This window comes from Chitinimonas arctica (assembly GCF_007431345.1).
Taxonomy (GTDB): domain Bacteria; phylum Pseudomonadota; class Gammaproteobacteria; order Burkholderiales; family Chitinimonadaceae; genus Chitinimonas; species Chitinimonas arctica.
Window position 1 is genome coordinate 3,641,936 of the sequence record NZ_CP041730.1, and the last position, 26,276, is coordinate 3,668,211.

The window sequence follows — 26,276 nt, forward strand, 5'->3', positions numbered from 1 at the left end:
CGCCAGTGTAGCGATTGTCAGACAGCCCGCCAGCGACAGATGTAAATAAGCTTTGCGGCGAGGCGCGTTTGTCGCGCCCGTTTACAATTGCGGCCATCAACGCCTTCGCGCGGGCGTAAGCTTCCATCCATACCGTCATGTTCTCCAAGCCAGCCATGTTCCGCGCCGTCCCCACGCTCCTGCTGACATTCGCGCTGTCCGCCGCACTGGCCGGGCCGCCGCCGCCGATGCCTAACGTGCCGCCGGCCGAGATGCACGAGCGGGCAGCCGAGCGTATGCAGCAGCGATTCCTGCATCGCGAGGCCCGTATCCGGGAGGCGGTGGAGCGCGGCGACCTGACACCGGCCGAGGCGGCCTTGCTGCGGCAACGGCTGGAAATGCACCGGCAGCGTGTGGAGTATTGGCGCCAGCGCCTGGAGCGGTCGCGGGAAGAAGAAGGGGCCACTGTCCCGCCGCCGGTAGTTGCTCCGCCGGCGCTACCGCCACGCATGGTCCAGACCCCGGCCAGTTGAGCGTTTTTTTCGGCCTTGGCAGGCGGCGGCATCACTGCACTACAATGGATTGATCGCTTAACCTGGCCTGCTCTCCATGACTGCCACCGATTCCAGGAAAACCGTGCTTATCGTCGACGACTCGCCGAGCCTGCGCCAGGTGGTGCATATCGCACTGGTCAGCGCGGGCTATGACGTCATCGAAGCGGCCGATGGCCGAGAAGGGCTGGCCAGGCTCGATGGCCGCCGCATCCATCTGATCATTTCCGATGTCAATATGCCGAACATGGATGGCATCGCCTTTGTCCGCGCGGTCAAGCAATTGGCGGACTACCGCTTCACGCCCATCATCATGCTGACCAGCGAGGCGCAGGAGGACAAGAAGATCGAAGGCCAGATGGCGGGTGCCAAGGCCTGGGTGGTCAAGCCATTTCAGCCCGAACAGATGCTGAAGGCGGTGGCCAAGTTGATACTGCCCTAATGCCATGGCCATCTCCGCAAGCTACCAGCAGGATTGTTGCACGCTGTGCATCGTCGGGCCGTTTACGATCTACGCTGCCGTCGAGGCCAAGGCGCGCCTGCTTCAGGAGCTGACACAGGCGCAAGAGCTGGAAGTGGACTTGTCAGGGGTGGTGGAATTCGACACCGCCGGTATTCAGCTCTTGCTCTTGCTCAAGCGCGAAGCCACCCGCCAGGGCAAGCCATTGCGCTTCAATGGCCATAGCAAGGCGGTGCTGGCCGTTATCGATCTCTACAATATGGCCGGCGTATTCGGCGATCCGGTACTGATTTCCAGCGGCGGGACATAAATGGATCTCGATGCCGCCAGACAGGTTTTCTTCGAGGAGTGCAACGAACTCCTGGCGGCCATGGAAACGGCCCTGCTGGCGGTGGAGAATTCGGCCGATGCGGAGCGTGCCGAGCATATCAATGCGATGTTCCGTGCCGCACATACCATCAAAGGATCGGCCGGGCTGTTCGGTTTGAGCGAGATCGTCGCCTTTACCCACCTGTGCGAAAGCGTATTGGACCGTTTGCGCGATGGCGAACTGGCGATCAATTCCGGCCTGATCGAGTTGCTGTTCGCCTGCCGCGACCATGTGGAAGCCTTGGTGGATGCCGTGCGGGACCGAGTGCCGGCGCCCGCCGCAGCCGTCCTGGAAGATGGACTGCGCGGCTATATGGCCAAACCGGTCGCGATTGCGCTGGGCGTGCCGCCCACGCCGCAGTGGGAGGTGGCGGGTGATGGTGACCACGTCGTGTCGTCCGACCATTGGCATATCTCCTTGCGGTTCAGTCCGGATGTCCTGCGCAACGGCATGGAGCCCATTTCCTTTATCCGCTACCTCGCTTCGCTGGGGCGTATCGTCTATCTGACCACCTTGTACGATGCCTTGCCCGAGCCGGAGCAGATGGACCCGGAAAGCTGCTATCTGGGTTTCGAAATCGAGTTCCACGCCGGCCCGAATGTCGACAAGCTGACGATAGAGAACGTATTCGAGTTCATCCGCGACGACAGCACGGTCCGCATCCTCCCGCCGCACGCGCATATCGCCGAGTTTATCCGCCTGATCAAGGAGAGCCCCGAGGGCATGTCCAGGCTGGGCGAAATCCTGGTTCGCGGCGGCGCCTTGACGCCGTTCGAACTGGACGAAGTATTGGGCATGCAGCGCGACAGCCTGGAAGCGGGCGAGCACCGGCCGCTGGGCAGCCTATTGGTGGAGGAAGGGCTGGTGCCCGCCCAGGCGGTGGCGGCGGCCTTGGACAAGCAGCGCGAACACGCTGCACAAAAGACCCGCGAGCATCGGGTGGTCAGGGTCGATGCCGGCAGGCTGGATACACTGATCGACCTGGTTGGCGAACTGGTGATCTCGGGTGCGGCCGCCCAGTTGTCGGCCGGCCAAAGCGGCAACAGCGTCTTGATCGAGACCATCAGCACCCTGGGCGAATTGGTCGAGCGCATCCGCGATGAAGCACTATCGCTGCGCATGGTGCCGGTAGGCGAGATTTTCAGCCGTTTTCCCCGCGTGGTGCGCGATGCCTCGCGCGAGCTGGGCAAGGATATCCAGCTGGAGTTGGCCGGCGAGGAAACCGAGCTGGACAAGTCCATGGTGGACAGATTGAGCGATCCCTTGTTGCATCTGGTCCGCAATGCCATCGATCATGGCATCGAAGCCCGCGACGCCAGGCGCATCCGCGGCAAAGCCGATTACGGCACGGTCTGGCTCAATGCCTACCACGAGTCCGGCAGCGTGGTGATCGAGGTGGGGGACGACGGCGGCGGCATGAACCGCGAGCGCATCCGCGCCCGCGCGGTGGAGCGTCATCTGATCGATGCGGATGAGGTGCTGACCGACCAGCAGGTCCTGCAGCTGGTGTTCGAACCGGGTTTTTCCACGGCCGAGACCGTCACCAACCTATCCGGCCGGGGCGTGGGCATGGATGTGGTCAAGCGCAATATCGAAGCCCTCAAGGGCAATATCGAGATCGACTCGACCGATGGCGAAGGTACCGTGGTGCGGCTGCGCATGCCCTTGACCCTGGCCATCATCGACGGTTTCCGCGTCAGCGTCGGCCCGGTGAGTTTCGTCATTCCGCTTGATATGGTGCTGGAATGCCTGGATCTGCCGACAGAATCGATCAGCCGCCAGCATTACCTGAATCTACGCGGTGAAGTCTTGCCTTACCTGCCCTTGCGCGAGCTGTTCGAAGTCGATGCGCCACCGGCGGCACGCCGGTCCGTAGTGGTGGTGCAGTACGGCAGCAAGCGGGCCGGTTTGGTGGTCGATAGCCTGGAAGGCGAATTGCAGGCGGTGATCAAGCCGCTGGGCCAGCTGTTTCGTGGCGTGAAAGGACTGGCCGGCTCGACCATTCTAGGCAGCGGTGCGGTGGCATTGATACTCGATGTCCCGGACCTGATCGGCCGTGCGGCTTCGGACGAGCGCCGCAAGGTCGCCCGGATCGCCGCGCGCGAAGCGCGCCGGCCCAGCATGCAGGAGGACGGCGGATCGTGAGATGGCTTAGGCAATTGTCGGTATTTCGCAAACTGCTGCTGGCCTTTGGCCTGATGGCATTGATCCTGGCTGTGATCGGCCAGCTCGCGGTACGCGGCCTGGGCGAGGCGGATAGCCGGCTGCGCTTGATGTACCGCGACCATATGCTGGCAGCGCTGGACCTGTCCAACGCTCACGTGGCTGCCCTGCAGCACCGCCGCCTGCTGCGGGATGTCGTGGCGGCAGGCGTCCCTGCGGCAGGCGTCCCCGTGGCGGGCATCCCCGTGGCGGGAAATCCCGCAGCGGGTGATCCCGGTATGCGCGCCGCCTTGCAAGATCGGTTGGTGGTCGCCAAGCGCCAATTCCAGGAAAGCATGGAGCGCTATCGGGCTACTACCGACGACGCCGACGAACACACCATGATGGCCGAGCTGGACCAACGCTGGCCGGCTTATATCGGCTTGGCCGAACATGCCGTGCAAGCCAGCCGCGACGGTGCGCCGGATGGCGGCGTGGCGCTTCTGCCCGGCGGTGAGGCGGATCGCGCTTTCGCGGCGCTGGAGGATAGCCTCGGCCGCGCCGGCGAGCTGGATGCCCGGCATATCGCCCACGGCGTCCAGGTCAATACCGAGTACCTGAGCACGCTGCGCCGGACCACGCTGATCTTGGTACTGCTGGGTTTCAGTGCCGCCGTATTGCTGGGCTTGATGCTGGCGCGCTACCTGACCCGCCTGCTGGGCGGCGAGCCGGAACAGGCGGCCCAGCTGGCGCGCTGTGTCACCGCCGGCAATCTTACCCATGAAGTGGTTTTACGGCCGGGTGACGAGGACAGTCTGATGGCCGCGTTGGTGGGCATGAACCGCCAGCTGGCCATGGTGGTCGGGGAACTGAGCGAGGTGGCGACCGCCAACCTGCGGATTTCCGCCCAGGTGGAATCCTCGGTCGCATCGCTGTCGCAGACGGCCACCCAGCAGTCGGCGGCGATCGAACAGACCGGGGCTTCGCTGGAGCAGATCAGCGCCACGCTGGCGCAAAGCGCCGACCATGCCGCCGAGACGGACATCCTGGCTGGCCGCGCCGCCAAGGTGGCCAGCGAAGGCGGCCAGGCAGTGACGGCCTCGGTGCAATCGATGCGGCAGATCGCCCGCAAGATCAGCGTGATCGACGATATCGCCTACCAGACCAATCTGTTGGCACTGAACGCTGCCATCGAGGCGGCGCGCGCCGGCCAGCACGGCAAGGGTTTCGCCGTGGTGGCGCAGGAGGTGCGCAAGCTGGCCGAACGCAGCCAGGCGGCGGCCCGCGAGATCGGTGGCCTGGCACAAGAGTCCGACACGCTCGCCGCCCATGCCGGCGCGCTGCTCGACAGCGTCTTGCCCGAGATTCGGCGTACGGCGGAGCTGGTGGGAGAAATCAATAGCGCCGGTAGTGAACAGGCGGTGGGCATACGCCAGATCAGCGGGGCCATCGACCATTTCAGCCAGGCTACCCAGTCCAACTCGGCTGCTGCGCAGGAGCTGTCCGCCACCGCCGAGGAATTGCATGCCCATGCCAGGCGTTTGAAGGAGCTGACCGACGGATTCACGCTGCGCGGGCAAGCCGCCGCTGTCCGTCCGGTGGCCGTGCCCGGTCCAGGCAAGGCTTTGCCGCCAACCCTGCCGGCGGCCGTACCCGTATTGAAGCCCCCGGCCCGGGACTTGCCGCAGCAAGCGGCCAAGCCGGTGGACGAAACCCAGTTTGTTCGCTTCTGAATGTCGGAGCCAGCCCATGAGTCACGCGATTTCCGCCCATCGCCGCGCCAAGGCCGCCATCGTCGAACCGGTCGAGCAGCCGCAGTACCTGACCTTTCGGTTGGCCGGCGAGACCTATGCGCTGGATATCCTGCATATCAAGGAAATCATCGAATACGGCGGGCTGACCGAGGTGCCGATGATGCCGCGCTTTCTGCGCGGCGTGATCAATCTGCGCGGAGCGGTGGTGCCGGTGATCGATCTGGCGGTCCGGTTCGGCCGGCCGGCCACCGATATCGGCAAGCGCAGTTGCATCATCATTGTCGAGGTGCAGGCCGACGATGACTGGCTCGATCTGGGCGTGATCGTCGATGCGGTCGATGAGGTACTGGATCTGCCGGCCGATGCGATCGAACCCGCACCGGCATTCGGCGCCCAGCTGCGGGCCGAATTTATTCGCGGCATGGGTAAGTTGGACGGCCGCTTTGTGATCGTGCTGGCTTTGGAGCATGTGCTGTCCATCGATGAGATGGCCCTGTTGGTGGGCGATGACGCGACCCGACCGGAGAAATGAACGCGAGATGGAGGCCGCACCGGCACTGATCCCAGCGTATGATTTTGGCCTGGTGCAGATGGCGGAGGACGAATTTCCGCTCTATCAGGCACTGGTGGAACGCCTGACCGGCATCCATCTCGCGCCCATCAAGATGGCCATGCTGTCCGGCCGGCTGGCCAAGCGCCTGAGGGCGCGCGGCATAGTCAGTTACGCCGATTACTACCGCTTGATCGCCGATGGCGGCGAGCAGGAGGAGCGGCAGCTCGCCATCGACCTGATCACCACCAACGAAACCTATTTCTTTCGCGAGCCTAAACATTTCGATGCCTTGCGCGAGCAGTTGCTGCCTGCCTGCCGAGGACAGCCCATGCGCGTCTGGAGCGCCGCCTGCGCCAGCGGCGAGGAAGCCTATAGCCTGGCCATGACCCTGGCCGACGGCCTGGGAGGCAATGCACCATGGGAGGTGATCGGCTCGGATATCTCCAGCCGGATGCTGGCCGTCGGACGGCGCGGGCTGTATCCGATGGAACGTGCCCACCACATTCCCCCCGATTGCCTCAAACGCCATTGCCTGCGCGGCACCGGCGACTATATGGGCCAACTGCTGGTGGACAAGGCCTTGCGCCAGCGGGTCCGGCTGCTGCCGATCAACCTGATCGAACCCTTGCCCGAGATGGGTCGCTTCGATGCGGTGTTCCTGCGCAACGTCATTATCTATTTCGATTCGCCCACCAAGCGCCGGGTCGTGAATGCCGTGGCCGCCACGCTCAAGCCGGGCGGCTGGCTGGTGGTGGGGCATTCGGAGTCGCTGATCGGCACGCCTTGCGAGCTTGAAATGATCGCCCCGACCATCTACCGGAAGATACGATGAACTTTCAGATCGACATCTTTCTACAACCCGGCGAGGTTTATTTCGGTGACCGGGAAACGCGCATCCGCACCTTGCTGGGGTCGTGCGTCGCCATCACCTGGTGGCACCCCACCCGTCGCCTCGGCGGCATGTGCCACTACCTGCTGCCCCAACGGCCGCAGGGCCACCCGCGCGACGATGGGCCGCTGGACGGCCGCTATGCGGAGGAGGCTTTCCAGCAAGCCATGCGCTATATTCACTCGGCGGGTACCTTGCCGGCCGACTACGTGGTGAAGATGTTCGGTGGCGGACAGATGCTGATGGCCGAAAGTGCCCGGCTTCCCGCCGTAGGCGAGCGCAATATCGAATTCGGCAAGCATTGGCTGGCCGACAATGGTTTCAGATTGAGTCGCGAGCACCTGGCCGGCAAGGGACACCGTCATATCGTGTTCGATGTCGCTACCGGGGATGTCTGGGTGCGGTTTCGGCCACCTCCGGAAGAAGCGGCGAAACAGCGGTCCTAAGTGAGGGGGAGCCATGCCCATCAGCGTGCTGATCGTCGACGACTCGGCCGTGGTGCGCCAGGTCGTCAGCGAAGAGCTGGGCCGGGAAGCCGACATCAAGGTCATCGGCGCCGTGGCCGACCCCATCTTTGCCCAGGAACGCATGAAGCTGGCCTGGCCCGATGTCATCGTGCTGGATATCGAAATGCCACGCATGGATGGCATCACCTTCCTGAAGAAGTTGATGAGCGAGCGTCCCACGCCGGTGGTGATCTGTTCCAGCCTGACCGAAAAAGGGGCGGCGGTAACGCTGGAAGCCTTGTCCAACGGTGCCTTGGGCATCATTACCAAACCCTCCATCGGGGTGCGCGACTTTCTGCAGGACAGCTCCGCCGACCTGGTTTCCGCCGTGCGGGCCGCCTATGCCGCCACCGGCCGGCTTCGGCTCTTGCGCCCGGTCGTGCCGCTGGCCAAGCCTGCACCGCAAAGCTTCGTGGCCGAAAAGATCAATTCACCCAAACTCAGCGCCGATGCCATCCTGGAGGCGCCTAACGGCACGCCCTTCAGCGGGGTTACCGAACGCATCGTGGTGCTGGGCATCTCGACCGGCGGCGTACAAGCACTGGAACAGGTGTTGCCGGCGCTGGGCAGCGATTGCCCGGCCTTGGCCATCGTGCAGCATATGCCTGAAAAATTCACCGCTACTTTCGCCCATCGCCTCAATAGCCTCTGTTGCATCGAGGTCAAGGAAGCGCAGAACAACGACCGCATGCAGCGGGGCCGAGCCTTGATCGCCCCCGGCGGCAAGCATCTGCTGGTCAAACGGGCCACCGGCCACTATTACGTGGAAGTGGTGGACGGGCCCTTGGTCAGCCGCCACCGGCCCTCGGTGGATGTGTTGTTCCGTTCCGCCGCCAAGAGCGCCGGCCGCAATGCGCTCGGCATCATCATGACCGGCATGGGCGATGATGGCGCCAAGGGGCTGAAGGAAATGCGCGACAGCGGTTCCGCTACCCTGGCCCAGGACGAGGCCAGCTGCATCGTCTTCGGCATGCCGAAGGAAGCGATCCGCCTGGGTGGCGTCGATCAGGTCGCGGGGCTGAACGAGATACCCGCCCTGATCGAACGTGGCCGGACACGGATGGATAAGTGAACGGCCCGCGGCAAAAATAAGCTATATTAATGTTCGTTGATATTGTCTGCTGCGGTACAAAGGCCAAGCGCATGTCGGTAAACACGGAACTCGCGGTGATGGTGGTGGAAGATAGCGCGGTGCAGCGTCTGCACGCGCTCGACCTGCTCGACAATATGGGGATCAAAAACACGCTGGAAGCGGAGAATGGCCGTCATGCCCTGGAGGTGCTGGCCGTCAATGCCAAGCCAGATATCCTGATCACCGATCTGGAAATGCCGGACATGGACGGTGTCGAGCTGATCCGCCATATCGCCGAGCGGCGCCTGGCCAGCGCATTGATCGTGGTATCCAGCCGCGAGACCACCATTCTCTCGACCGTCGAAACCATGGCGCAGGAACATGGCCTGATCGTGCTGGGCATTGCGCAAAAACCCCTTTCCTACGACGGCCTGGCCGATCTGGTCGCCCGTTTCAGCCCGAGCGCGGTGGCCGATCAAATGCGCGAAGCACAGTACAGCTTCAGCCTCGGCGATCTGCGCCGCGCGGTAGCCAAACGCGAGTTGGTCATGCATTACCAGCCCAAGGTAACCGCCCACTCCGGCGTAATGCGTGGCGTGGAAGCGCTGGTGCGTTGGCAGCATCCGGAATTGGGCCTGGTTGCGCCGGCCTCCTTTATTCCCATGGCGGAGGAGGGCGGGCTGATCGACGAATTGACCGATTTCGTGCTGGAAACCTCGCTCAAGCAACTGCGCGAATGGCATGCACGCGGGCTGACCATCAGCGTCGCGGTCAACCTGTCGGCCCGCTCGCTCTCCACGCCAGACCTGGCCGACCGCGTCGCCGCGGTGACCAGCCGCATCGGCATAGAACCGAAGTACCTGCTACTGGAAATCACCGAAACGGCGGTGATGTCGGATCTGGCCCTGTCGCTAGGCACCCTGGCGCGACTGCGGCTCAAGGGTTTTGGCCTGGGCATAGACGATTTCGGCACCGGCTTTTCCTCGATGCAGCAGCTATCGCGCATCCCGTTCACCGAACTGAAGATCGATCGCTCGCTGGTACACGGCGCCTCGGAGAAGCCGCACCTGCATGTGATGCTGCAAAGCACGATCGAAATGGGCAAGAAATTGCATCTGACCACCGTGGCCGAAGGGGTGGAGAATCCATCCGATTGGCAGCTGATCCGCTTGCTGGGATGCGATGTGGTGCAGGGCTTCTACGTGTCCAAACCCCTTCCCGGCGATGCCTTGGCCACCTGGCTCAAACAGGGCACGCAACATCTGCGTCCGCCCAGGCCAAGCATGGGATAGCCAGGGCAATCAGCCGCCCGGTTCCATCAGCCACAGCTTGCGAAAATCCATCCAGCCACAGCGCGCCAACTGCACGCCCCCGAGATGCGGGGAATGCTGAACCCCTTGTTGGGTATGGCGCATCGGTAATATCCAGCCTTGCGCCACGACATGGGCGAAGCCGCATTCCGTCAAGTGGGCGCGGCGGGCCGGATCAGGGTCGGCGGCGATGGCCCGGTCGATTTCCGCCAGCCATTGTTGTTCGGCCTGGTTGCGCCAGGCGTGGAACAGGCTGCCGCCGGCCAGCGAACCATAGAGCCCAAAGGCCAGATCGTCGTCCACCACCTCACCCGCCACCACCAGGTCGGCCCAGTCGAGCCAGCTACGCGTGGCGAATTCGGGGTAGGGCAATACCCGCACGTCTACCCGAGTGCCGGCTTCGCGAAAGCGGTTAGCCACGCAGTTGGACAGGGCGATATGGCTATCCAGCTCATAGGTGACCAAGGTTAAAGTTTCCCCTCCCGTTGGCACCCGCGCGGCCGCGTCGGGAATATGTCGCCAGTGCGGCAGGTAGCCCGTCGCCAAGGGCCGACTCTCGGACTCCGCCAGCTTTGCCACCGCATCCCGCAGCCAGGCGCCTAGCGCCAACCGGGTGGCGGGGTCGGCGAACCGGGCGGGGTTGGGCAAGATAAAGTCGCAGCCGTGTTCCAACTGTTGAAGGCGAGTCCAGTGGTCGGGCGGTAGATGCCGGTAGCTGAGGCTGATATCGACCTCCGGCAGCGGGCTGTCGGGATGGACCACCCAGATATCGATTTCATCCAGCAACGGCCGTTCGCGGTAGTAAGCGTCGAAGGCGGCAAAACTGGCGCGGTAATCATTATTGCGCACCAGGCGGAATGGTCCGGCCCCAATGGGCAGGCTGGCGAAATCGGGCCGTAGCCAGTCATCGGCAGGCAATACGGCGGCCGCGTAGTGCGCCAGGCGATGCAGCAGCAATTGATCGGGCCGGTCCAGGCGCAGCAGCACCTGGCGCGAATCGGCCTGGATATCGGCCAGGTGGGTGAATAGCGCCTGGTGCGGACCGGCTGTATCGCGCAGGCGCAGCAAGGAGCGAGCGGCATCGTGGCCGCTTACCGGCCTGCCATCGTGGAAGCGCAGTCCCGGCCGCAGCCAAAAGCGCCATTCACGGCCATCCGCCTGGCATTCCCAATGATGGGCCAATGCCGGTACCACCGCTTCCCGCTCGCGGTCATACTCGGTCAGGCCGGCGCAGAGTTGCCCGATGATATGGGCCTCGGTGCGGCGGTTGACCTGGATAGGGTCGAGCGCATGCAAGGGGCGGTAGAAGGGAATGCGCAGACCACCGCCCCGGCTGGCGCCCAGATAGGCCGGCAGCGCCTGGCGTAGCCGCTCGCGCCCCTGGCTGGGCAAGCCATCGAAGGCCGCTTCCAGGCGACCTTCGTCCAGCAGGCGCCGTAGACGATGCAATCGCAGCGAATCGGGCTGTTGCAACAGGCTCAGTTGCGAGCGGTGTCCGCGACCACGGCCAGGCGTCCAGCTCAGCCAGCCTTCCTCCTGCATGCGCCGCAACAGCAGGCGCGCATTGCGTTCGCCGCAACACAGCGCAGCGGCAATCTCGGGCAGGCTGGGCTGGGGTTGCCGAGGTAGCCAGTCGTACAGACGCTGAAACTGTTCGAGCAAGCGCATGGTGATAAAAGCGGAAATAAAAAGGCTAGTCTAGCCGTTTTTCTCTTTCCGCTATTTGCAGACACTGTTGCTTCCTTGTTCGAGTCGCCTGCCATGACCCAACCCTCGCTCTGGCGCCACGTCGGCTTCCGCCGCCTGTATCTCTCCACGGTCGGTTTTTCGCTGGGCACCCAAGTCTACCAATTGGCCATGCCCCTGATCCTGTACGAATTGACCCGTTCGGCCGCTGCCATGACCGCCATGCGCGCTATCGAACTTTTGCCCAATCTATTGTTGGCGATGTTTATCGGCGTCTGGGCCGACCGCATCGACCGAGGCCGCTGGGCACGGCTGGCCATCGCCGGCATGGTCGTGCTGATGGGTGTGCAAGTGCTGCTGCTGGAACAGGGAGCCGCTGCATTACCGTTTTTCTTTATCACGGCCTTCGTGTTGATGACCTTGAACTATCTGTATGCCATCTGCCGCATGGGCATGATCAAGGAAATGCTGCCTGAACCGCTGCTCCTGCCGGCCACCGGCCAACTGACGGTCGTGAACCAGCTGTTCGCCGTCCTGGGGCCGGCCTTGGCGGGCGGTTTACTGGCTTGGCGCCTGGAGCTGGGCTTGTGGTTGCCCATGGCTGCCATGTTATTGGCCGCCTGGCTATTGCGCTCGCTACCGTTGCCGGCACGCCGCATCGAAGCAAGCGGCTTTTGGCAGGATTGGCGCGAGGGCTGGCGGGTCTTGGTACGCAACCGGCCATTGTGGCATTTGGCTTGGCTGGTGGTGTTGATCAACGGCAGCGTCGGCGTGGTGGAAGTTTTATTTCTTTTCCGGGCGCGCGACCAATTGCAGTTGGGGCCAGGCGAACTCGGCCTGCTGTATGGCTTGGCCGGCGTAGGCGGTGTGGCGGGCGGGATGCTGTGCAGCCGCTTACGGCAGCGCTTTGGTCTGGGCCGTCTGCTGATGATGGAATTGCTGCTGGAATCGGCTTGCGTGCTGGTGCTGGCCTGGAGCGACTCCCTGCCGCTCCTGCTGCTGGCGCTGGCCGCCAACAGTTTTGGCGGCGTGATCGGCAACGTCTGCATCTGGGGTTACCGCCAGGAGAGTACCGACAGCCGTTACATCGGCCGCATCTCCGGGCTGACCGGTTCCATGTTCAAGCTGTTGATGCCCGCCACCCTGGTGCTGTCCGGCGGCCTGGCCGCCAGCCTGCCGCTGGCATACCTGCTGAGTGCCTGCGCCGGTGCGCACCTGCTGGCCGTTCTGGGGACCCGCGTGTCGGCGATCTACCGGGTGGCGTAAGGGCGTGTCATGCCCCGCGCCGACCGTGCAGCAGCCGTGCGGCGGCGGCCAGGTAGGCTGGATTGGCGGCGTGCGCGTCTTCCTGCCAGCAACTGTAAACCAGCTTGATCGTGTGATCGTCATCGGCATCGACGGCCAGCGCCAGCAGCGTGGCCCAATCGGTCGGCGCGGCAGGCGGATCGTCGTCCGCCAGTGCGGGTGCGCCGACCGAGACATAGGCGGCGCAGTAGGCGGCCCAAAGCGCTTCGCTCTGTATCCGGACCGTTGCCGCCGGCAGTCGGGCCATGACCAGCCTCGCCGCATGTACGCCCGTTACCATATGCAACACCGTGAAATTGCTGGTTTGCCAATACAGGGCAATGGCCGCATGCGCCAGTTGCGCCAACAGATCCCCGCTTTGCGGAGGCCGGGGGAGGCTGGCGAGAAAGAGTGGATCGGCGGCCACCCCGCGCAAGCGCGCGGTAATGGCCTGCCCTGGCCAGGTCTTGCCGGCAAACTGCCGGGAAAGGGTGTGCAGGCCGGCCGCGACCGATTCGGCCGGCCTGCTTGCTGCGTCGCCAAGCGGAATCAGCAACTGATTGGCGACATAAGCGGCCAGGCCGGCGGCAACTTCACCGCCGTGATCCGCCTCCAGGCCATAGGCCAGCCGGATCAGTGCATGGAAAGCGCCGGTGGCAGGGGCTGGCGCGGCCTGGGCAAGTACCGTGGCGACTACGGCGGCGACGCCCTCTGCTGCTATCCAATCGGTAAATAGCAGGCGCAGCGAGCCGAAAGCTTCGCTGTCGCCTGCCCGCGCCTGCCATTCTTGCCGTTTAAGCGAGCCGGGGTGCGGGTCGCGGGCGATCGCATAGCGCGTGGTCCAATACGCAAAAAAAGCCTGCAGGCGTGCCGGTCCCGCGCCCATTTTGGCCAGTGCGACCAAGGCCATGGGACAGTGGTTGGTGGTGCCGCGCGCCTGCAAGGCAAAGTGGGCGTTTTGATCCAGCAAGCCCTGCAGGCTGCTTGCTACCGTAGTCGTTGTCATGCCGATGCCTCGTTTTCCAGGGGGTGCGGCACAGTATGAAAGTTCAAGTACACTTGAAGTCCAGTACGAATAGCGGAGGTACGATGGAATCCTTGCTATCTATCGGCTTGTTGGCCAAACGGTCCGGCGTCGCGGCCAGCGCCTTGCGCTTCTACGAGGAGCAGGGCCTGATCAAAAGTATCCGCGGGACAGGAGGGCGGCGGCATTTCGCCAGGGAGATCCTGCGGCGGGTGGCCTTTATCCGCATGGCCCAAAGCGTGGGACTCAGCCTCGACCAGATCCGTGCAGCCCTGGCCGGCCTTCCGGACCAGCGTACCCCTACCCAGGCCGACTGGACACGGCTGTCCTCGTCCTGGCGGCCGCTGTTGCAGGCGCGTATCGATTCATTGATCGCCCTGCGGGAGCAGCTCGATAGCTGCATCGGCTGCGGCTGCCTATCCCTGAAGACGTGCAAGTTGTACAACCCGGACGACTGCGCCGGACGATTGGGCAACGGTCCCCGCTATCTGCTGGGCGACCGGCCGGCGTGAAGCTTGGCCCTGTTCGTGGGGACTGCAATAAAATCAAAAATTTCGTCTATTTTTCGGAAGGCGAGTGGATGGGTGCGGAAAAGATTTGAAATAAAGAGGGCTCCTGTTTGTCGCTAATAAATAATCCAGGTCTAGTCTTTGTTTCGGCGGGCTGAGACGGTGGGCAGGCTTTTAAAAAAATGCCTGCATTTTGGCAATGGGGTGGTTGATTTGATATGCATTTCCATTTTTTAATGAAAGTAAAATTATTATGATAGAGCGGCAGGAACGAAACAGGCGCAGCGTACACTTTGAACCGAACCAATCAGAGCAGGTTCAGGATACACAGCAGACAACGAATCCACGGCAAGGGTCGAATCCTTTATTTCCAGTACCGCTGGTTTTTTCCTTGCCGGAGCCTCAGCCCGTGCCTATTCCGGCGAAAGACCCCGATACGGGCGCATCGCTGCCGCATAGGCCACCCATACGTCGAAAATCATGGGCGCGTCTTAAAACCCCCCCGCCACCCGCTGAGGAACGCACCTCGAAAATCGAGAATGAGAGTGTGCCATTTTCATTTGCGGTGCCGATGGATAACGCGTTCGAGGGCGGTGAATTGGACGGCGATCCATTGAGCGGACGCTCTCGCAGTGAGGACGACGAAGCGCCCTTTGTCCGCAAGGATGCGGAAGAGCGAGTATCTACCACCCCAATTCCTTACCCTGGCTCCAACCCACCACGAGCGGATGACCGAGCGACTGCGCCATTCCATGAGTCATATCAATTGGAATCTCGCGTCTTCGACTATGGCACACGTGCGAAAGCGGCAGCAAGCGACGGCCGAGTCGCCTTGCATAGGCAGGGTTTTATCAAGTCCGCATTAGCCCTTTCAGCGGTTGCGGCGGGAACCGCGGCCGAGGCGGTTATTACCGGGCTTGAATTGGAATTCAATAATTTATCGATCCCCATGAAAGCCGTGACGACGGGCGCACTGGCCGCGCTCGCACTCGCGACGGTACTTTGCGCACACCGAACTTATGCTGATTTTAAAAAATGGAAAAGATGCAAACCTGTCTTTTGGAATGAAAGTAATTTCGTTACTCAACCGGCGAGTACATACGCTTCGCTCGAAAGTTCGTACTTATGGAGCGGTGGAATCAACAGCGGAGCGTCGACCGGGAACAGCTAGTCGGTGCAAGCCGCAAGCCGCGTCAAGACGGGCTGCACGGCTGTTGCAAGCACGCCGCCTGCCGACCGGATTTGCGGCGATGCAACAATCGATCAAACGATTGTTTGAAATCGAAAAGGCTGTGATACATTGTTCTCCGTAGTCGCACCGCAGCTCGCTACGAGTTCCGGTGCGAGGCCGCCGGGCTTGCCCGGCCGGTTTGCCTACGCTTGGGTATTCAGAGCGCGTCGGTCAACCCCGGCGCGCTTTTTTTTCTTTGTGCAAGACAGATACCCGCGCGGCCAACAGGGTAAAATCGCGCGGTTCAACTAGCCCAACCGAATACCGCCGATGGCAAAAACCACCAAGCCCGCCAGCTTTGAAACGGCCATGACCGAGTTGGAAGCCCTGATCGCCGAGATGGAAGGCGGCGATGCGGCGCTGGAGGCGACCTTGCTCGCCTACAAGCGCGGGTCGGAACTGATCCGCTTTTGCCAGGAACAGCTGGCCTCGGCCGAGCAGCAGATCAAGATACTCGACGGCGACAGCCTCAAGCCGTTCGAGGCGGAGGAAGCGGAATGAAGCGACACGATTTTCAAACCTGGTCTTTCGCCATCCAGCAACAAATGGAGTTGGCGCTGAGCGGCATCCTGCCGCCGGCGTCGCAACTGCCGCAACGCCTGCACGAAGCGATGCGCTATGCCGTGCTGGGCGGTGGAAAGCGGGTAAGGCCGCTGCTGGTTTTTGCCGGCGGCGAGTTGGTAAATGCCTCGGCCGAGCGCTTGCAATATGCCGCCGCCGCCGTGGAAATGATCCATGCCTATTCCCTGGTGCATGACGACATGCCTTGCATGGATGATGACGTGCTGCGGCGCGGCAAGCCTACCGTGCATGTGGAGTTCGACCAGGCGACGGCGCTGCTGGCCGGCGACGCGCTGCAGACGGCCGCTTTCGAGGTCCTGGCCGCCCATCCCTTGTGCGCGGAACCGAGCGATCAGCTGAAAATGCTGAAGCTGCTGGCCACCGCTTCCGGCGCCGGCGGCATGGCGGGTGGGCAGGCGATCGACCTGGCTTCGGTAGGGCAGCCCTTGAGCCTGCCGGAGCTGGAGCATATGCATATCCTGAAGACGGGTGCGCTGATCCGCGCCGCCGTGCTGCTGGGCAGCTACTGCGGCGATGCCATGGCGGCCGAGGAACGCGAGCGCCTGGACCGTTTCGCCAAGCTGATGGGTCTTGCTTTCCAGGTAGTGGACGATATCCTCGATGTGGAAGCGGATACGGCTACCCTGGGCAAGACCGCCGGCAAGGACGCCGCGCACGACAAGCCCACTTATGTTTCCTTGCTGGGCCTGCGCCAGGCCAAGGAGCGCGCTGCCGAGCTGGAAGCCGATGCCATGGCCTGCCTGGCCGGCTTTGGCGAGCGCGCCGAACGCTTGCGCGAGTTGGCGCACTTTATCGTCCATCGTGCCTTTTGATCGAATTTCGACCGATGCAAGCCGGCCGCACGCGTTCCGTGCGATCCGGCCTCAAACGTAGATTGCCCCATGCCTTTTCCGCTTCTCGATACCGTTCATCTGCCGGCTGATCTACGCCGCCTCAATGAAAACCAGCTCAAGCCCCTGGCTCAGGAGCTGCGGGCTTTTCTGCTCGAATCCGTCAGCCAGAGCGGCGGCCATTTCGCCTCCAATCTGGGTGCGGTCGAGCTGACCATTGCCCTGCACTATGTGTTCGATACGCCCAATGACCGGCTGGTCTGGGATGTGGGCCACCAGAGCTATCCGCACAAGATCCTGACCGGACGGCGTGCGCAAATGCATACCATGCGTAAATATGGTGGTTTGGCTGGCTTCCCAAAGCGCGAGGAGAGCGAATACGATACCTTCGCCGTCGGTCATAGTTCGACCAGCATAGGCGCAGCGGCAGGCATGGCCGAGGCCAGCAAGCTGCTGGGCCAGCAACGCAAATGCGTGGCCATCATCGGCGACGGTGCCATGACGGCGGGTATGGCATTCGAGGCGCTCAACAATGCGGGCAACAAGGAAACCGACCTATTGGTTGTCCTGAACGACAACGAGATGTCGATTTCGCCCAATGTCGGCGCCTTCAATTCTTATCTGGCCAGGTTGTTGTCCGGCAAGTTCTACCAGGGCTTCCGCAACACCGGCTCCAGGGTGCTGGAAAACGTGCCGCCGCTGCACGAGCTGATCCGTCGCGGCGAAGAGCATATGAAGGGCCTGATTTCGCCGTCCACCTTATTCGAGGAGTTCGGCTTTCACTACGTCGGTCCTATCGACGGCCATGACCTGGATACCCTGATCCCCACCTTGCAGAACCTGCGCAGCCTCAGCGGCCCGCAGTTTCTCCACGTGGTGACCAAGAAGGGGCAGGGCTACAAGCTGGCCGAGGGCGATCCGGTCAAGTACCACGCCGTCACCCCGTTCACGCCGGCTGACGGCATGGCGTCCAAGGCAGCCAGCAAGCCCAGTTATACCCAGATCTTCGGCGATTGGTTGTGCGATATGGCGGCGCAGGATAGCCGCTTGATTGGCATTACCCCGGCCATGCGCGAGGGATCCGGCCTGGTGCGCTTCGAACAGTCTTTCCCCGACCGCTATTACGATGTGGGCATCGCGGAGCAGCATGCCGTCACCTTCGCGGCGGGTATGGCATGCGAGGGCCTCAAGCCGGTCGTGGCGATCTATTCGACCTTCCTGCAACGCGCCTACGATCAGTTGATCCACGACGTGGCCTTGCAGAACCTGCCCGTGCTGTTCGCCATCGACCGTGCCGGCCTGGTAGGCGCGGACGGACCGACCCACGCCGGTAGTTTCGATATCAGTTATCTGCGCTGCATTCCGAATATGGCGGTGCTTTGTCCCGCCGACGAGAACGAATGCCGGCAAATGCTTTACACCGCTTACCAGATGGACCAGCCCACCGCCGTGCGCTATCCGCGCGGCACCGGGCCGGGCGTGCCCTTGGCCGAGGCCTTCACCGCGCTGCCGGTGGGGCGTGGCGAAGTGCGGCGGCAGGGCAGGCGTATCGCCATCCTTGCCTTCGGTAGCATGGTGGCGCCGTCCTTGGCCGCGGCCGAGGCGCTGGACGCGACGGTCGCCAATATGCGCTGGGTCAAGCCGCTGGACGTGGAGCTGGTCCTGCAATTGGCCGCCGATCATGATGTGCTGGTGACCGTGGAAGAAAACGCCGTCATGGGCGGAGCCGGCTCTGCCGTGATCGAGGCGCTGCACGCCGCCGGCGTGCTCAAGCCGGTGCTGCAGCTGGGTTTGCCGGACCGCTACGTCGATCATGGCGACCCCGCCTTGCTGTTGGCCGAGTGCGGCCTGGATGCGGCCGGCATCGAGGCCGCCGCCCGGGCGTTCGACCAAAAAAACACGCGCCACTGAGCTGCGTAGGCAAAACCAGCGCTGAAATGCGCGGCATCGGCCGGTGCCGCGCGTTCGCTATGAAGCCAATTGCCAGATTCAATCGCGGCCCGCTCTTGAATTGGCCCGATTCGGCCTGAAATTCCTGATTGGTTTACTCGGGTATTTGCTGCCCGGTACAATTTGCCCTTACACCGCATCAGGAACGCATCATGAACGCTGCTCTCCCCCCGGCCACCATCGAAGACGTGCAAGGCTCGCACGATGCGCGCAATATCGCCATCAACAAAGTCGGCATCAAGTCGATCCGCCATCCGGTCAAGGTGGGCGACAAGGCCGACGGTGTGCAGCACACCATCGCTACCTTCGATATGTATGTGTTTTTGCCCCAGCACTTCAAGGGCACGCATATGTCGCGCTTTGTCCAGATACTCAATAGCCACGAGAAGGAAATCTCGGTCGAATCGTTCGAGACCATGCTGCGCGAGACCGTCGCCAAGCTGGAAGCCGATTCGGGCTATATCGAGATGCGTTTCCCCTTCTTTATCAACAAGACCGCCCCCGTCTCGGGGGTGCAAAGCCTGCTGGACTACGATGTCAGCCTGATCGGCGAGATCAAGCACGGCGTCTTTACCCAGACGCTGAAGGTATTGGTGGCGGCGACCAGCCTATGTCCTTGCTCGAAGAAGATCTCGGCCTATGGCGCGCACAACCAGCGTTCGCACATCACCATCACCGCCAGGGTCAACCAGCATGTCTGGATCGAAGACCTGATTCGGGTGGCGGAAGAAGAAGCGTCCTGCGAGGTCTTCGGGCTGCTCAAGCGTCCCGATGAGAAGTACGTGACCGAGCGTGCCTACGACAATCCCAAATTCGTCGAGGACCTGGTACGTGACGTGGCGGCCCGCTTGCTGGCCGACCCGCGTATCGATGCCTACGTGGTGGAAGCCGAGAACTTCGAGTCCATCCACAATCACTCGGCCTATGCGCTGATCGAACACGACAAGTCGAGCGCGGCCGCATAACAAGGACGCCGCCGGCCCGGGATGGCTGTACAAGGCCATCCAGGCCGGCTTCCCTTGTTTACTCGTGTACCGGGTAGGGGAGGGGCAGGAATTCCAGCCGTGTACCGTTGGGGCTTTCCAGATGGACGCCCTGCGCCACGCTGGCCAGCTGTACCACCGCCAGCGCTTCCCACCGGCCGTCGCCGCTCGGGGCCGCCAGGGCGATCTGGCCGGATGCCTGGCCATTCATCTCCGGACTGTAGACGGCGTCGCCCGCGTGCATGGCGGTATCGGCACGGACCCGGAAAGTGCGGCGCTTGAGCTTGCCCAGATACTGGGTGCGCGCCACGATTTCCTGGCCTGGATAGCAACCCTTCTTGAAGCTGACGGCGCCGATCAATTCCATATTGGCCATCTGCGCGACGAATTCCTCCTGGGTGGCGGGCAAGACCCAGGGGATGCCGGCGTGGATGTCCGACAAGGTCCAGGCATCGGCACCCGCCGCTTGCGCGCCGGCCGCCAGCAATTTATCCCAACAGGCCCCGGCCGCTTCGGCAGCCAGGTTCAACAGCAGGCGGTCGGCCGGCAGGCGGACCAGGTGGCCGCCCTCGCAAGGCATGCCTTGATGCGCTTCCTTCGGCAGCTCGCCGAATACCTCGCGGGCCAGCTCCAGCGCGCGCGGGCCTGCCAGCCCCAGCAGGACGCGCTCATCGCTGATATCGGCAGGACGGGTCTTGCTGCGCATGACATACATGGCCAGGCGCTTCTGGATGGCGGGTAGCAGGGGGCGCGGCAGCATCAACAGCAGGTCTTCGCCTTCGCGCAGTATCAGGAAGCTGGCCAGCATGCGCCCCTTGGGGGTGGAGTAGCTGGAATACTGGCAGCCTGCGGCCGGCAGCTTCTTGATATCGCTGGACAGCTGGCCTTGCAGAAAGGCGCTGGTTTCCTCGCCGCTGAAACGGATCAAGCCGAAGTGCCGCAGCGGTACCAGGGCGGCGCCCTGCGCCAGGGCGACCATTCCCGCCTGCTCCCCGCTTGCATCGAAGCGGGTTGCGCCATCTTCATCGAATTGCGCGCCTAGGGCGCCTAGCAAGTCATACCAAGCCATGGGTGTCTCTCGTAAACGAATTCGCCGGCTTGGCGCCGGCGAATTGGATTATGACGCGTAAGGCTGCGATCAGAAAATCTGCGTGGTGCCCGAACCGCCGCCCGGCTTGTAAGCGCCGCCGGAACGGATCTCCGGCGCCCTCAGGGTGCCGGCGATAGCCAGTGGTGCATTGACGGCGATGGCGCCGCTGGACAGTTTGGCATTGATACGGCCGCTGAGTTTCTGGTCCGCTGCAATATTGAGGCCGCCCGCGGCAGTGAATTTGCCGGCGTTCAGCGCCAGGTTGCGCAGGGTGAGCGTATCGTTTTCCAGCAGGAAGTCGCCGCTCAGGGTGTCGAAGCGGGTAATGCCGCCGCGCTGCAGGCTGGACGGACTCTGCGACTTGAGCGGGGTGACCAGGTCGAAGTTGTGCAGATTGCCGTCGTTGACGATGAACTTCATTTCGATGCGGCGCTGCTTGAACAGGTTTTCGTAACCATCGCCGACGAAATCGAAGATGGCATTGGCGGCCATCCGGCCCGTTGCGCGGGTAACCTGGCTGCTGAGCATGATCAGCGGTTCGACCTGGATGCTCTTGGTCTGCAGGCTGCCGGTGAGCTTCCAGCCCTCGGTCCAGCTCAGCTGTGCATTGCCCTTCACGGCGGAGCCGAAGATCAGGGCGTTGATGTCGTCGATGGCGATGCCGTCGTTGCTGGCGATACCGCTTAGTCTCAGCTGGTCGAAACGGGCATCCGGATACGCGCCCGGCATGACCCAGTTGCTGGCATCGAACTCCAGTTCGAACTTATCGCCTATCGGTTTGATGGTGAGGGTGGCGCGTTCGTCCTTGTCGGACAAGGTAAGCACCTTGATGGTGCCTTCAGGATTGAATTGCAGCGAGCCCGACAGCGGTCCGATGCTGTCGTTCGGTAGCTTGATCGTCATCTCGCTCAGCTTGAGCATGGCGAAATTGATGTCCTGGCCGGCATTCGGCTTGAGCCGGCCCGGTAGTGACAAAGCGAAGGCTTGGCTGAAGTTGCCGCCTTCCAGGCTGACATTGGCCAGTTCGTGGCGGATATTGATCAAATTCTTCAGAGTAAGGGGGACGATGACCTTGTCGATCTCGCCTTCGCCCTGCTTGCCCAGGCTGAGACCGCTAAGTACCACTTGTGGCTTAGGGCTGTAGCTGAACTGGATGGCGCCTATGGCGACAGGGGTATCCAGCCGCGCCGAGATGGCGTGCTCGATATCGGATTTGTAGCTGTCATAAGGCAATACGAGGGGTATCGCGGCAAGGATCGCGGCCACTACGGCCAGTGCAATCAGCATTTTCTTGAGGGCGGACATGGTGCCTCTTGTGAAGAGAAGTCGAAACGGGTGTTGACACGCTTTGGACAGCCTTTTAGTATAGCGGCTTCTTTAGTTCCTCGATAGCTCAGTCGGTAGAGCGCCGGACTGTTAATCCGTAGGTCCCTGGTTCGAGCCCAGGTCGAGGAGCCAAGTTATTCAGAAAAACCGTACAGTCGAAAGGCTGTGCGGTTTTTTGTTTTTCCGCGGCCGGTTTGACGTGCCGCGCATCTCTCGCTAAAACAGCTAGGCTGGCTTAATACATGCCAAGTTCATAGCCGAGAGGATCGCATGACAACGTCAAATGAACAAGCTGCCAAACTGCCAATGTTGAAACGTATTGTCATTGCGATTCGCGGCGGCGTAGGCGGCGGCATGTCGGCGGTAATGGTACTCCTGCTGGTAGTCCTGATCGCGGCGGTGTGCCTGGCCGGCTTTCTGGGCGGTTTGGCGGTGGCGGCTAAGCGCGGCCAGTTGCAGGAGCAGAGTCTGATCAAGCAAACGGCGCTGGCCAAACAGGGGCAGGCGAAATTGCGGGCGGAAAAGGAGGCGCTGGCCCATGAGACCGAGGCGCTCAAGTCCAGGACCGACATGCAGGAGAAGGATATCGCCACCCTGAAACAGCTGGTCGAGCACGCGCGCATCGAGCGCGAGGCCACCGAAAGGGTGTTGGCCGAAGTGCGCGACAGCTTGCGGGCCGGTGCGCAAGCCAACCCAAAGGCGGAACAAGCCGTCAAAGGGGCGCTACTCAAGTTCGGCAACCGGGAATGCGAACTGCAGGGTAGTGCGGTCAAGAGCAAGGACGATGTGAAATGCCTCAATCTGCGCGGCGCGATCGATGCCATGAACAGCGGGCCGGGCGGCTACAGTAAACCCGCTGCCGCGCCCACTCCCGCCCCGGCGGCCAAACCGGTGCCGGTCAAGCCTGCCGGACATTGAAGCCGTATCCCGTGCCAGCCCTCTCGTCCGAGAGGGCTGGCACGGGCATCACCGAATCTATTTGACCCGGTTGGCGTACATAAAGTCTTCCATCGCCTGTTCGCAGTAATTGAACCAGGCATGCTCCTGCGCGCGGAATTTCTTCCACGGTTCGTATAGTTTCTTGAAAGCCGGATTCTTGGCGGCTTCCTCCTCATACAAGGCAAAGGCCTCGCGCTGTGCCGCCTGCATCATATCGGTCGGGTAGCGCATCAGCTTGACGCCGTTTTGCAGCAAGCGCCCCAGCGCGGCGGGATTCTTGGCGTCGTACTCCGCCAGCATGGTGAGGTTGGCTTCGGCGGCCGCCGCTTCGAAAGCGGCTTGGTAGCCCTTCGGCAGCTTGGCCCATTCGGCGGCATTGACCATAAACGACACCATCGGACCCGGTTCCCAGAAGCCGGGATACGCATAGTGCTTGGCCACCTTGTAGAAGCCGAGCTTTTCATCGTCGTAGGGGCCGACGAACTCGGCGGCGTCGATGGCGCCCTTTTCCAGCGCGGCATAGATATCGCCGGCGGCCAGGTTCTGCGGTACCGCGCCCAGCCGCGCCATGATTTCGCCGCCTATGCCGGGAATGCGCATTTTCTTGCCCTTGAGGTCGGCCAGGGTCTTGATCTCTTCCCGCCACCAGCCGCCCATCTGGGCGCCGGTATTGCCGCCGGGGAAGTTGATGACGCCATAGTCCTTGAAGAAATCGCGCAGCAATTGCAGGCCACCGCCGAAATGCACCCAGGCGTTTTGCTGGCGGGCGGTCAAGCCGAAAGGCAGGCAGGTGTCGAAGGCAAAGGCCTTGTTCTTGCCGACATAGTAGTAGCTGGTGGTATGGCAGGCCTGCACCGTGCCGCTCTGCACCGCATCGAGCGCCTGCAGGCCGGGGACGATCTCGCCGGCGGCATAGATCTTGATCTGGAACTTGCCCTCGGTGATTTCCGCGACCCGCTTGGCCAGGGTGGTCGCCCCGCCATAGATGGTGTCCAGGCTCTTGGGGAAGCTTGATGTCAGCCGCCACTGCACGGTGGGTTCGGCGGCCAGCGCACTGCCGGAAACCGCTGCGGCGGCCACGCCGACGGTGCCGGCCTTTTTCAGGAAACTACGTCTTTGCACGGTCTGCTCCTAGTTCAGAATGGAACGGCTAAATCGATGTTTATTTACCCAGCAGCACGGCGGCGGGATCTTCGGCCGGCGCGGGCGGCGGGGCGCTATCGCCTTGCAGCAGCGCGGCGTCGTCCTGCGGGATCGGGGCTTCTCCGGCCGGCTGGCCGGTTTGGTTGAGCAATATGTCATCCGCGCTCTGGCTGTTGGTGACCGGCTTATCCAGGAAGTGGGTCACCATTTGCGGAAAACCGATCACCAGGCCGACCATCAATAGCTGGATGCCGACGAAGGGGACGGCGCCCCAATAGATATCGCTGGTCTTCACCTCCTTCGGCGCCACGCTCTTCAGATAGAACAGCGCGAACCCGAACGGCGGGTGCATGAAGGAAGTCTGCATATTCACGCCCAGCAGCACGCCGAACCAGATCAGGTCGATGCCCAGCTTGGCGGCGATGGGCGCCAACAGCGGCACCAGGATAAAGGCGATCTCGAAGAAATCGAGGAAGAAGGCCAGCACGAAGATCAGGATATTGACCACGATCAGGAAGCCGATTTCGCCGCCGGGAAGGTGGCTGAACAAACCTTCCACCCATTCGTCGCCGCTCAAGCCGAGGAAGGCGATCCGGAACACCCGGGCGCCGATCAGGATAAAGACCACGAAGGTGCTGAGCTTGAGGGTCGAATTGAGCGCCTGGCGGAGCAGATCCATGCTCAACCTACGCTTGAGCATGGCCAGGATCAATGCGCCGGTGGCGCCCATGGCGCCGCCTTCGGTCGGCGTGGCGATGCCCAGGAAGATGGTGCCCAATACCAGGAAGATCAGCAGCAGGGGCGGCACCATCACCGCCAGGGCGCGGCCATACAGCTGCATGCCGCGCAGGGAGCGGGCCTCCGGCGGCAGGGCGGGCGCCCAGCCTGGCCGGACCAGGCTGACCACCAGGACATAGAGGACATACAAGCTGGTCAATACCAGGCCGGGTACCAGGGCGCCGGCATACATATCGCCTACCGAGGTGCCGAGCTGGTCGGCCAGCACGATCAGGACCAGCGAGGGCGGGATGATCTGCGCCAGGGTGCCGGAGGCGGCGATCACGCCGGCGGCCAGCCGCTTGTCGTAGCCATAGCGCAGCATGATGGGTAGCGAGATCAGGCCCATGGAAATCACCGAAGCGGCAACCACGCCGGTGGTGGCGGCCAGCAGGGCGCCGACGAAAATCACGGCGTAGGCCAGGCCGCCGCGTATCCGGCCGAACAACTGGCCTATGGTATCGAGCATGTCTTCCGCCATGCCGGAGCGTTCCAGTATCAATCCCATGAAGGTAAAGAAGGGGATGGCCAGCAGGGTATCGTTGCGCATGATGTCGAACACCTGCTGCGGCAAGGCTTGCAGCAGCGAGGCAGGCATCACGCCCAGTTGTACGCCGATAAAGGAGAACAGCAGGCCGACGGCGGCCAGCGAAAACGCAACCGGGTAGCCGATCAGCAGAAAGACGATCAGCGCACCGAACATGATGGGTGGCAACAGGGCCGGATTCATGCGCGCTCTCCTTGCTGGAGCGGGGCGGCATGGTCTGCCAAGGCGCCTTCGACCGTCGTGACGGGCTTTTCCGCGGGATTGGGAATCAAGCCTTGCAGAAAGGCGATGCGCTTGATGATCTCGGCAAGGGCTTGCAGTATCAGCAGGCCGAAGCCCAGCGGGACCAGGGCCCAGACCGGCCAGCGGATCAAGCCGCCGGGATCGGAAGACATCTCGCCGCTGACATACATCTGCACCGCGACGGGCCAGGCGAAGTAGGCGATCAGGCCGGCCATGGGCAGGAGGAAGAACAAGCCGCCCAGGATATCGACCAGGGCTTGCCGGCGTGGCGACATCCTGCCCAGCAGGATATCGATGCGGATATGCTCATTGTGCTTGAGGGTATAGCCGGCACCGAGCAGGAAGATGGCGGAAAACAGGTACCACTGGATTTCCAGGAAGCCGTTCGAACTCATGTCGAACGCCTTGCGTACCAGGGCATTGCCGGCACTGATCAAGACGCAGACCAGTACCAGCCATTTACTCCACTGGCCTGCGCGCTCGTTGAGCGCGTCTATCCAGCCTACCACCCGCAACAGCGATCGCATTCTCGGCACGTTCCTCGGT

Annotated in this window: 25 protein-coding genes and 1 tRNA gene; 19 read left to right on the plus strand and 7 right to left on the minus strand. The window is 62.6% G+C overall.

Annotation, left to right across the window (positions count from 1 at the left end; genetic code table 11):
* Positions 1 to 137: 137 nt before the first annotated feature.
* The 10 genes from FNU76_RS16580 (at position 138) to FNU76_RS16625 (ending at position 9,568) form a co-directional block, all read left to right on the plus strand.
* The gene (locus FNU76_RS16580) at positions 138 to 512 is read left to right on the plus strand and encodes a hypothetical protein (protein ID WP_144279218.1); all 375 of its coding nucleotides are present in this window, start codon (positions 138 to 140) and stop codon (positions 510 to 512) included.
* A 76-nt stretch (positions 513 to 588) separates the two neighbouring features.
* Entirely contained in the window at positions 589 to 972 is a 384-nt protein-coding gene (locus tag FNU76_RS16585) for a response regulator (RefSeq protein WP_144279219.1), read from the plus strand.
* 4 nt (positions 973 to 976) lie between these two features.
* Positions 977 to 1,300 carry an STAS domain-containing protein gene (locus FNU76_RS16590; protein WP_144279220.1) on the plus strand — a complete coding sequence of 108 codons (324 nt, stop codon included), beginning with the start codon at positions 977 to 979 and terminating at the stop codon, positions 1,298 to 1,300.
* The gene (locus FNU76_RS16595) at positions 1,301 to 3,505 is read left to right on the plus strand and encodes a chemotaxis protein CheA (protein ID WP_144279221.1); all 2,205 of its coding nucleotides are present in this window, start codon (positions 1,301 to 1,303) and stop codon (positions 3,503 to 3,505) included.
* On the plus strand, positions 3,502 to 5,235 hold the full coding sequence (locus FNU76_RS16600) for a methyl-accepting chemotaxis protein (RefSeq protein ID WP_144279222.1): 1,734 nt from the start codon (positions 3,502 to 3,504) through the stop codon (positions 5,233 to 5,235). The genes FNU76_RS16595 and FNU76_RS16600 overlap by 4 nt, the downstream gene beginning before the upstream one ends.
* A 16-nt stretch (positions 5,236 to 5,251) precedes the next feature.
* Positions 5,252 to 5,788, plus strand: coding sequence for a chemotaxis protein CheW (locus FNU76_RS16605; RefSeq protein ID WP_144279223.1), 537 nt, complete (start codon positions 5,252 to 5,254; stop codon positions 5,786 to 5,788).
* Entirely contained in the window at positions 5,763 to 6,641 is an 879-nt protein-coding gene (locus FNU76_RS16610; RefSeq protein WP_223879063.1) for a CheR family methyltransferase, read from the plus strand. The genes FNU76_RS16605 and FNU76_RS16610 overlap by 26 nt, the downstream gene beginning before the upstream one ends.
* A complete protein-coding gene (locus FNU76_RS16615) occupies positions 6,638 to 7,144 on the plus strand; it encodes a chemotaxis protein CheD (protein ID WP_144279224.1) in 507 nt (168 codons plus the stop codon). Before FNU76_RS16610 ends, FNU76_RS16615 begins: the two co-directional genes overlap by 4 nt.
* Positions 7,145 to 7,157: 13 nt before the next feature.
* On the plus strand, positions 7,158 to 8,276 hold the full coding sequence (locus tag FNU76_RS16620) for a protein-glutamate methylesterase/protein-glutamine glutaminase (protein ID WP_144279225.1): 1,119 nt from the start codon (positions 7,158 to 7,160) through the stop codon (positions 8,274 to 8,276).
* Positions 8,277 to 8,347: 71 nt separating this feature from the next.
* Positions 8,348 to 9,568, plus strand: a complete 1,221-nt coding sequence (locus tag FNU76_RS16625) for an EAL domain-containing response regulator (RefSeq protein WP_144279226.1) — start codon at positions 8,348 to 8,350, stop codon at positions 9,566 to 9,568.
* 9 nt (positions 9,569 to 9,577) lie between these two features.
* Here FNU76_RS16625 and FNU76_RS16630 read toward each other — a convergent pair whose 3' ends face one another.
* The gene (locus tag FNU76_RS16630) at positions 9,578 to 11,254 is read right to left on the minus strand and encodes an SgrR family transcriptional regulator (RefSeq protein WP_144279227.1); all 1,677 of its coding nucleotides are present in this window, start codon (positions 11,252 to 11,254) and stop codon (positions 9,578 to 9,580) included.
* 93 nt (positions 11,255 to 11,347) lie between these two features.
* On the opposite strand from FNU76_RS16630, the gene FNU76_RS16635 reads away from it, so the two are divergent.
* Positions 11,348 to 12,538: an MFS transporter gene (locus FNU76_RS16635; protein WP_144279228.1), complete on the plus strand. Its 1,191-nt coding sequence runs from the start codon at positions 11,348 to 11,350 to the stop codon at positions 12,536 to 12,538.
* A gap of 7 nt (positions 12,539 to 12,545) precedes the next feature.
* On the opposite strand, the gene FNU76_RS16640 is transcribed toward FNU76_RS16635, so the two are convergent.
* The gene (locus FNU76_RS16640) at positions 12,546 to 13,562 is read right to left on the minus strand and encodes a questin oxidase family protein (RefSeq protein ID WP_144279229.1); all 1,017 of its coding nucleotides are present in this window, start codon (positions 13,560 to 13,562) and stop codon (positions 12,546 to 12,548) included.
* Positions 13,563 to 13,645: 83 nt separating this feature from the next.
* Here FNU76_RS16640 and soxR point away from each other — a divergent pair, with 83 nt between their 5' ends.
* The 6 genes from soxR (at position 13,646) to folE2 (ending at position 19,647) form a co-directional block, all read left to right on the plus strand.
* Positions 13,646 to 14,092 carry a redox-sensitive transcriptional activator SoxR gene (gene soxR / locus FNU76_RS16645; protein WP_144279230.1) on the plus strand — a complete coding sequence of 149 codons (447 nt, stop codon included), beginning with the start codon at positions 13,646 to 13,648 and terminating at the stop codon, positions 14,090 to 14,092.
* Positions 14,093 to 14,342: 250 nt separating this feature from the next.
* Complete coding sequence (locus FNU76_RS16650) at positions 14,343 to 15,260, plus strand: hypothetical protein (protein ID WP_144279231.1); 918 nt, start codon at positions 14,343 to 14,345, stop codon at positions 15,258 to 15,260.
* 330 nt (positions 15,261 to 15,590) lie between these two features.
* Positions 15,591 to 15,821, plus strand: coding sequence for an exodeoxyribonuclease VII small subunit (locus tag FNU76_RS16655; protein WP_144279232.1), 231 nt, complete (start codon positions 15,591 to 15,593; stop codon positions 15,819 to 15,821).
* Positions 15,818 to 16,714 (plus strand): polyprenyl synthetase family protein, encoded by an 897-nt coding sequence (locus tag FNU76_RS16660; protein WP_144279233.1) that lies wholly within the window; start codon positions 15,818 to 15,820, stop codon positions 16,712 to 16,714. Before FNU76_RS16655 ends, FNU76_RS16660 begins: the two co-directional genes overlap by 4 nt.
* Before the next feature lie 69 nt (positions 16,715 to 16,783).
* Positions 16,784 to 18,643, plus strand: a complete 1,860-nt coding sequence (gene dxs, locus FNU76_RS16665) for a 1-deoxy-D-xylulose-5-phosphate synthase (RefSeq protein WP_144279234.1) — start codon at positions 16,784 to 16,786, stop codon at positions 18,641 to 18,643.
* Positions 18,644 to 18,834: 191 nt separating this feature from the next.
* On the plus strand, positions 18,835 to 19,647 hold the full coding sequence (folE2, locus tag FNU76_RS16670; protein ID WP_144279235.1) for a GTP cyclohydrolase FolE2: 813 nt from the start codon (positions 18,835 to 18,837) through the stop codon (positions 19,645 to 19,647).
* A 58-nt stretch (positions 19,648 to 19,705) separates the two neighbouring features.
* Here folE2 and ygfZ read toward each other — a convergent pair whose 3' ends face one another.
* Together ygfZ and FNU76_RS16680 are read right to left on the minus strand one after the other, a co-directional pair.
* Positions 19,706 to 20,734, minus strand: coding sequence for a CAF17-like 4Fe-4S cluster assembly/insertion protein YgfZ (ygfZ, locus tag FNU76_RS16675; protein ID WP_144279236.1), 1,029 nt, complete (start codon positions 20,732 to 20,734; stop codon positions 19,706 to 19,708).
* 69 nt (positions 20,735 to 20,803) lie between these two features.
* Positions 20,804 to 22,060 (minus strand): AsmA-like C-terminal region-containing protein, encoded by a 1,257-nt coding sequence (locus FNU76_RS16680; protein WP_144279237.1) that lies wholly within the window; start codon positions 22,058 to 22,060, stop codon positions 20,804 to 20,806.
* 77 nt (positions 22,061 to 22,137) lie between these two features.
* Between FNU76_RS16680 and FNU76_RS16685 the strand changes: the two genes are divergently transcribed.
* Together FNU76_RS16685 and FNU76_RS16690 are read left to right on the plus strand one after the other, a co-directional pair.
* Positions 22,138 to 22,213, plus strand: a tRNA-Asn gene (locus tag FNU76_RS16685).
* 174 nt (positions 22,214 to 22,387) lie between these two features.
* Complete coding sequence (locus FNU76_RS16690) at positions 22,388 to 22,999, plus strand: hypothetical protein (protein ID WP_144279238.1); 612 nt, start codon at positions 22,388 to 22,390, stop codon at positions 22,997 to 22,999.
* A gap of 57 nt (positions 23,000 to 23,056) precedes the next feature.
* Here FNU76_RS16690 and FNU76_RS16695 read toward each other — a convergent pair whose 3' ends face one another.
* Genes FNU76_RS16695 through FNU76_RS16705 form a run of 3 tightly spaced genes read right to left on the minus strand, consistent with a single transcriptional unit; the run spans position 23,057 to position 26,257 of the window.
* Entirely contained in the window at positions 23,057 to 24,142 is a 1,086-nt protein-coding gene (locus FNU76_RS16695) for a TRAP transporter substrate-binding protein (RefSeq protein ID WP_144279239.1), read from the minus strand.
* 40 nt (positions 24,143 to 24,182) lie between these two features.
* On the minus strand, positions 24,183 to 25,670 hold the full coding sequence (locus tag FNU76_RS16700) for a TRAP transporter large permease (RefSeq protein ID WP_144279240.1): 1,488 nt from the start codon (positions 25,668 to 25,670) through the stop codon (positions 24,183 to 24,185).
* Entirely contained in the window at positions 25,667 to 26,257 is a 591-nt protein-coding gene (locus FNU76_RS16705) for a TRAP transporter small permease subunit (RefSeq protein WP_144279241.1), read from the minus strand. The genes FNU76_RS16700 and FNU76_RS16705 overlap by 4 nt, the downstream gene beginning before the upstream one ends.
* Positions 26,258 to 26,276: the final 19 nt, after the last annotated feature.

Bases quoted from the DNA above. Each gene is read 5' to 3' on its own strand.
- FNU76_RS16705 (WP_144279241.1), bottom strand. From the start codon at position 26,257: ATGCGATCGCTGTTGCGGGTGGTAGGCTGGATAGACGCGCTCAACGAG.
- FNU76_RS16655 (WP_144279232.1), top strand. From the start codon at position 15,591: ATGGCAAAAACCACCAAGCCCGCCAGCTTTGAAACGGCCATGACCGAG.
- FNU76_RS16690 (WP_144279238.1), top strand. From the start codon at position 22,388: ATGTTGAAACGTATTGTCATTGCGATTCGCGGCGGCGTAGGCGGCGGC.
- FNU76_RS16680 (WP_144279237.1), bottom strand. From the start codon at position 22,060: ATGTCCGCCCTCAAGAAAATGCTGATTGCACTGGCCGTAGTGGCCGCG.
- FNU76_RS16630 (WP_144279227.1), bottom strand. From the start codon at position 11,254: ATGCGCTTGCTCGAACAGTTTCAGCGTCTGTACGACTGGCTACCTCGG.
- FNU76_RS16700 (WP_144279240.1), bottom strand. From the start codon at position 25,670: ATGAATCCGGCCCTGTTGCCACCCATCATGTTCGGTGCGCTGATCGTC.
- FNU76_RS16615 (WP_144279224.1), top strand. From the start codon at position 6,638: ATGAACTTTCAGATCGACATCTTTCTACAACCCGGCGAGGTTTATTTC.
- FNU76_RS16635 (WP_144279228.1), top strand. From the start codon at position 11,348: ATGACCCAACCCTCGCTCTGGCGCCACGTCGGCTTCCGCCGCCTGTAT.
- FNU76_RS16590 (WP_144279220.1), top strand. From the start codon at position 977: ATGGCCATCTCCGCAAGCTACCAGCAGGATTGTTGCACGCTGTGCATC.
- dxs (WP_144279234.1), top strand. From the start codon at position 16,784: ATGCCTTTTCCGCTTCTCGATACCGTTCATCTGCCGGCTGATCTACGC.
- FNU76_RS16580 (WP_144279218.1), top strand. From the start codon at position 138: ATGTTCTCCAAGCCAGCCATGTTCCGCGCCGTCCCCACGCTCCTGCTG.
- FNU76_RS16595 (WP_144279221.1), top strand. From the start codon at position 1,301: ATGGATCTCGATGCCGCCAGACAGGTTTTCTTCGAGGAGTGCAACGAA.
- FNU76_RS16605 (WP_144279223.1), top strand. From the start codon at position 5,252: ATGAGTCACGCGATTTCCGCCCATCGCCGCGCCAAGGCCGCCATCGTC.
- folE2 (WP_144279235.1), top strand. From the start codon at position 18,835: ATGAACGCTGCTCTCCCCCCGGCCACCATCGAAGACGTGCAAGGCTCG.
- FNU76_RS16610 (WP_223879063.1), top strand. From the start codon at position 5,763: ATGACGCGACCCGACCGGAGAAATGAACGCGAGATGGAGGCCGCACCG.
- FNU76_RS16650 (WP_144279231.1), top strand. From the start codon at position 14,343: ATGATAGAGCGGCAGGAACGAAACAGGCGCAGCGTACACTTTGAACCG.
- FNU76_RS16660 (WP_144279233.1), top strand. From the start codon at position 15,818: ATGAAGCGACACGATTTTCAAACCTGGTCTTTCGCCATCCAGCAACAA.
- ygfZ (WP_144279236.1), bottom strand. From the start codon at position 20,734: ATGGCTTGGTATGACTTGCTAGGCGCCCTAGGCGCGCAATTCGATGAA.
- FNU76_RS16620 (WP_144279225.1), top strand. From the start codon at position 7,158: ATGCCCATCAGCGTGCTGATCGTCGACGACTCGGCCGTGGTGCGCCAG.
- soxR (WP_144279230.1), top strand. From the start codon at position 13,646: ATGGAATCCTTGCTATCTATCGGCTTGTTGGCCAAACGGTCCGGCGTC.
- FNU76_RS16625 (WP_144279226.1), top strand. From the start codon at position 8,348: ATGTCGGTAAACACGGAACTCGCGGTGATGGTGGTGGAAGATAGCGCG.
- FNU76_RS16585 (WP_144279219.1), top strand. From the start codon at position 589: ATGACTGCCACCGATTCCAGGAAAACCGTGCTTATCGTCGACGACTCG.
- FNU76_RS16640 (WP_144279229.1), bottom strand. From the start codon at position 13,562: ATGACAACGACTACGGTAGCAAGCAGCCTGCAGGGCTTGCTGGATCAA.